At 41.6% G+C, this 3,914-nt stretch carries 5 protein-coding genes, 1 tRNA gene and 1 riboswitch; of the genes, 1 reads left to right on the forward strand and 5 read right to left on the reverse strand.

Annotation, left to right across the window (positions count from 1 at the left end; genetic code table 11):
• Positions 1-596 precede the first annotated feature (596 nt).
• The 3 genes from AC805_RS15470 to AC805_RS15480 all read right to left on the reverse strand — a co-directional run bounded on the left by AC805_RS15470 (position 597) and on the right by AC805_RS15480 (position 2,099).
• Positions 597-989, reverse strand: a complete 393-nt coding sequence (locus AC805_RS15470) for a DUF1636 domain-containing protein (RefSeq protein ID WP_055076253.1) — start codon at positions 987-989, stop codon at positions 597-599.
• A gap of 32 nt (positions 990-1,021) precedes the next feature.
• Positions 1,022-1,227: riboswitch (cobalamin riboswitch) on the reverse strand.
• 78 nt (positions 1,228-1,305) lie between these two features.
• The gene (locus AC805_RS15475; RefSeq protein WP_055076254.1) at positions 1,306-1,584 is read right to left on the reverse strand and encodes a DUF2973 domain-containing protein; all 279 of its coding nucleotides are present in this window, start codon (positions 1,582-1,584) and stop codon (positions 1,306-1,308) included.
• Between the two features lie 197 nt (positions 1,585-1,781).
• Complete coding sequence (locus AC805_RS15480) at positions 1,782-2,099, reverse strand: DUF2605 domain-containing protein (RefSeq protein ID WP_055076255.1); 318 nt, start codon at positions 2,097-2,099, stop codon at positions 1,782-1,784.
• A gap of 111 nt (positions 2,100-2,210) precedes the next feature.
• On the opposite strand from AC805_RS15480, the gene mazG reads away from it, so the two are divergent.
• Entirely contained in the window at positions 2,211-3,020 is an 810-nt protein-coding gene (gene mazG / locus AC805_RS15485; protein ID WP_055076256.1) for a nucleoside triphosphate pyrophosphohydrolase, read from the forward strand.
• Positions 3,021-3,204: 184 nt separating this feature from the next.
• Here the strand turns inward: mazG and AC805_RS26355 are convergent, their stop codons facing one another.
• Complete coding sequence (locus tag AC805_RS26355) at positions 3,205-3,381, reverse strand: hypothetical protein (protein ID WP_197278744.1); 177 nt, start codon at positions 3,379-3,381, stop codon at positions 3,205-3,207.
• 321 nt (positions 3,382-3,702) lie between these two features.
• A tRNA-Leu gene (locus tag AC805_RS15495) sits at positions 3,703-3,783 on the reverse strand.
• Between the last annotated feature and the right edge of the window lie 131 nt (positions 3,784-3,914).

A 3,914-nucleotide genomic window follows, 5' to 3' on the forward strand; every position in this document is an offset into this window, starting at 1 on the left:
TACAAATTTGTTTTTTGAATTTCGGTTTTTAAATTTTAGTTTTTAAATTTTAGTTCTATACAAAAAATCTATCGACATTATCAGAATTACAATCGCCCCTTGATTTTAAATCTTTTTAGAACAGTTTACGCTGAAATAAAACAGTAAAAGCCTCGCTAAGCGAGGCTTTTACTGTTTTATTTCAAATTTTTTAACAAAATTGCAAGTTAAGCAAACCAAATTTGTTCTATGAATGTATAACTACAGTCACTTGCCTTAGGACAAATCAAAAACCAAGAATTGATTGGCGGCGCGGCGCGCCGCCAATCAATTCTTGGTTTTTATACCAATTCACGAAAGTGTGACAACACTTTTGTGAATTGAAAACCAAACCCAGCAAGGGTTTTTCAAGCTCAAAATGGCTACGCCATTTTGAGCTTGGGAATTATGTCCTCATACATAGCTGCCGCCAATCTTGTTAGGACAAAATCAAACCCCAAGAGAGGGTTGCCGCGCACTGTGCGGCAACCCTCTCTTGGGGTTTATGTCCTGATACAACTGGCAACTATAGGAGAAAAATAGGGCTTGGACTTTGCTCAGTCAACAGCGTTTTGCGCTCAAACAGGTGGTATGCGAGCAATCACGCCACTTTTTAATGGCTCAGGACGCTCTTTCCATGCGAGACTGCCATCAGCGCGATCGCAATATATTTCCGCACAGGATAGAATCGCCGAGGCTGTTGTGGGCATATTTTCCTTATCAATGGGCAAATCTCCAAATAGATAGGAGTATTTCCCTTCGGAGACAAAAGTAACGACACAAGCATGGCTACAGGCGCTCATGCATGACACGGCACGGATTTCAAACTGCGATCGCAATTTATCACTCGCCCGTTCTTGATGCAATTGAGAAAGCTCTTTTAGCAGGGTTTCACCACCACTAATACCTACCTTTTTGCCATTTTGCCAAGTGCTGGCACAGGTAGTACAAACTAATAGACTATGATTCATCCGTACCTCGCAGATGATATGGGGATCGCGAAAATTTACAGCAAACAGTCGGCGGGCATCCTGACTTATAAATTAGGAGCAAATTAAGGGCAAATTAGAACCGCCTAAGGGCAACGACATCAGCCAACCTCAAGCTCTAAAATATTCACAGTTGCGGGACAGTGACGGGTTTGCACCGTACTTTCCCCCTTACGTCTCGTAGCTGCTACCTACGAAAACCGACCCGATCTATCGTACATCTGAATAGAAGCGATCGCGTAAAAAAGCAAAGCGTAAACGATACTAAGTATCGTTTACGCTTTGCTTTTTTACCTGCTTATTTTTCGCCACTAGGTGACGAATTGTAGAGAGCGTCAAGTCTTGAGCGGGCATCATCGACATTAATAGACTTAATAACCATTAGTGGTTCGTCAATATATTTGCCATCCTTATCCCATAACTCAGGATGTGCGTACTGAGGCGACACGCGGCGGCGGCGATTATCTTGATAGCTGCGCGATTCATTTTGAGAAAGTGCAATCATGCTACGAATAAGATTGCTAATAGCAAAAATAGAGAGCACAGTAAAAGCGAGTATGTAAATGATTTGTACCATGTCTACTTTCCTGAAAAATATATAAATTTAAGTGAAATAGGGAAGCCCTGATGAAAAAATAAGAAGACACCAGATTTAGATAGATATTGAAACTATTTTTAAACTCTCAATTCCAATTCTTAAGCCAATTCTTAAGTTTTTATAACAGGAGACTGATAGAGGATTAATCGGTGCGGGTAGAAATCGAAATTAAAATTTTAAATTACTTGATTACGATAGTAGCGCATCCCTACGGCTTGACACTCCATCAACAGTTGATGCCAAGGTTTCATAGTTGTCATATCTACACCAACTTGATGACCTGTAGCCCGAAATAGTGAGACTGACACTGCAACCTCCTTGAGAGCATTTTCAACCCGTTCTAGCAAACTTTTTTGATCCGTTTCCGACAAAAAATCTATGCGTTCGTTGGATAGTAATTTCTGAGAACGGTCGAACCAGTAGGTAAAATCTTCTAGTAAAGGCTCTAGAAGTTTTCTTAGCATCTCAGGATCGGGACTAACGGTATTACTCATTGGGCAGGTCTCTGGCGGCAAGATTGACGCTATATATAGTTTGTTAAAAGCAATATTTTTATTGAAATTATTATAGCATTTTGTTACTTTTCTTAACATTAAACAAATATTATGAGTTTCGATAATTCGGCAAACTTGATAGCCTTACAAAATTTGATCGATGTTGTAGCGAAACTGCGATCGCCCGATGGTGGATGTCCTTGGGATTTGGCACAAACACCTGAAAGTCTTATCCCCTATGTGATCGAAGAAGCCTATGAGGTGGTAGATGCCATTCAGGGCGGAGATAGTCAAGCGATCGCGGAAGAGTTGGGAGATCTATTAATGCAGGTAGTTTTGCAATCTCAGATTGCCAGTGAAACCCATACTTTTACGCTTGCGGAAGTTGCCGAAGGCATTGCCCAAAAATTAACTCGTCGCCATCCCCATGTCTTTGGTGATGTCAAAACGGAAAATATGGACGAAATCCATCAAAATTGGGAAAGAATCAAGGCGGAGGAGAAGGGTGAAAATCTAGCGGATACTCAGAAACTCATCTACAAACTCAAACGCTATGCGCGATCGCTGCCCCCTTTAACCGCAGGCATGAAAATCTCTCAGAAAGCCGCAGCGAATGGGTTTGAATGGGACAATGTGGAAGGGGTATGGGCAAAGTTTCACGAAGAGTTAGGGGAATTGCATCAAGCGATCGCCCATGAATCTAAGGAAAACCAACAGGCGGAACTGGGAGATTTATTATTTACCCTGATCAATGTCGCCCGTTGGTACGACCTCGATCCTGCTGCTGCTTTACAATCTACTAACCGTAAATTTATTCAACGGCTAGAAACAATCGAACAGTTAAGCGATCGCCCCATCGAAAGTTTTACAACTGAGGAACTGGAGCAGTTCTGGCAAAAGGCAAAAGAAAAGCTTAAATAGCTAAAACCCAAAAGATGATTGGCGGTGCTTCGCATCGCCAATCATCTTTTGGGAATTCAACATCAAAGCCAATAGAGAGTTGCGGCGCTTCGCGCCGCAACTCTCTATTGGCTTTGATGTCCTGACTTAAGTGAATATAGCTATACCAAAGCTCAAAATGGCGTAGCCATTTTGAGCTTTGGTATTACTGGGCAGGAGGAGGGGGCGGCAAAAAGCGGGAGTCAGAAATTTCAATTAACTTGTCAATGGAGGTCTCGGCTAAAAGCTTACGAGCTTTAGCAAGATATTCCAAATTAGGGCATTTATCGCCGAGGATACAGCCATTGGTACATTCTTTTTGACAATCAACTTGGCGAGACATGGATTTAAAAGCATTAAGTAAACTAGATTTCAAGATTACTATAGCTGTCGCTTAGGTTTGCAGCTACTCCCAAATTAGAGGTTGCGGCGCTTCGCGCCGCAACGTCATAATATCGAGTTAAGAAATGGCGTAGCCATTTCTTAACTTGAAAACCCTTACTAGGTCTAGTTTTTAATTCACAAAAGTGTTGTCACACTTTCGTGAATTGGTATAATTCTTGATTTTGTATGTCTATTTCTTTGGTGGGAAGGGAGTAGCTACAGTAACAGATAAGGATGGTTGGTGCAAAGCACCAACCATCCTTATCTGTTTATTTTGATATGCGGTCAGAGAGACTCGAACTCTCACAGCTTTCGCCACCACCACCTCAAGATGGCGTGTCTACCATTCCACCATGACCGCAATTGCATTTCAAGTGCTTTACTATATTACAGCAATAGTACAAATATGCAATATATTTTGCCAAAATATTGGCAAAATATATTGCAATATAGCAATCCTAAAGGGTTTGTGGAAGCGCCCCCTTTTTGGGG

The organism is Pseudanabaena sp. 'Roaring Creek' (assembly GCF_001402795.1).
Classification (GTDB): domain Bacteria; phylum Cyanobacteriota; class Cyanobacteriia; order Pseudanabaenales; family Pseudanabaenaceae; genus Pseudanabaena.

What these genes read in the sequence shown, in the direction of transcription:
- AC805_RS15480 (WP_055076255.1), bottom strand. Translation starts at nt 2,099, where the DNA reads ATGAGTAATACCGTTAGTCCCGATCCTGAGATGCTAAGAAAACTTCTA.
- AC805_RS15475 (WP_055076254.1), bottom strand. Translation starts at nt 1,584, where the DNA reads ATGGTACAAATCATTTACATACTCGCTTTTACTGTGCTCTCTATTTTT.
- AC805_RS15470 (WP_055076253.1), bottom strand. Translation starts at nt 989, where the DNA reads ATGAATCATAGTCTATTAGTTTGTACTACCTGTGCCAGCACTTGGCAA.
- AC805_RS26355 (WP_197278744.1), bottom strand. Translation starts at nt 3,381, where the DNA reads ATGTCTCGCCAAGTTGATTGTCAAAAAGAATGTACCAATGGCTGTATC.
- mazG (WP_055076256.1), top strand. Translation starts at nt 2,211, where the DNA reads ATGAGTTTCGATAATTCGGCAAACTTGATAGCCTTACAAAATTTGATC.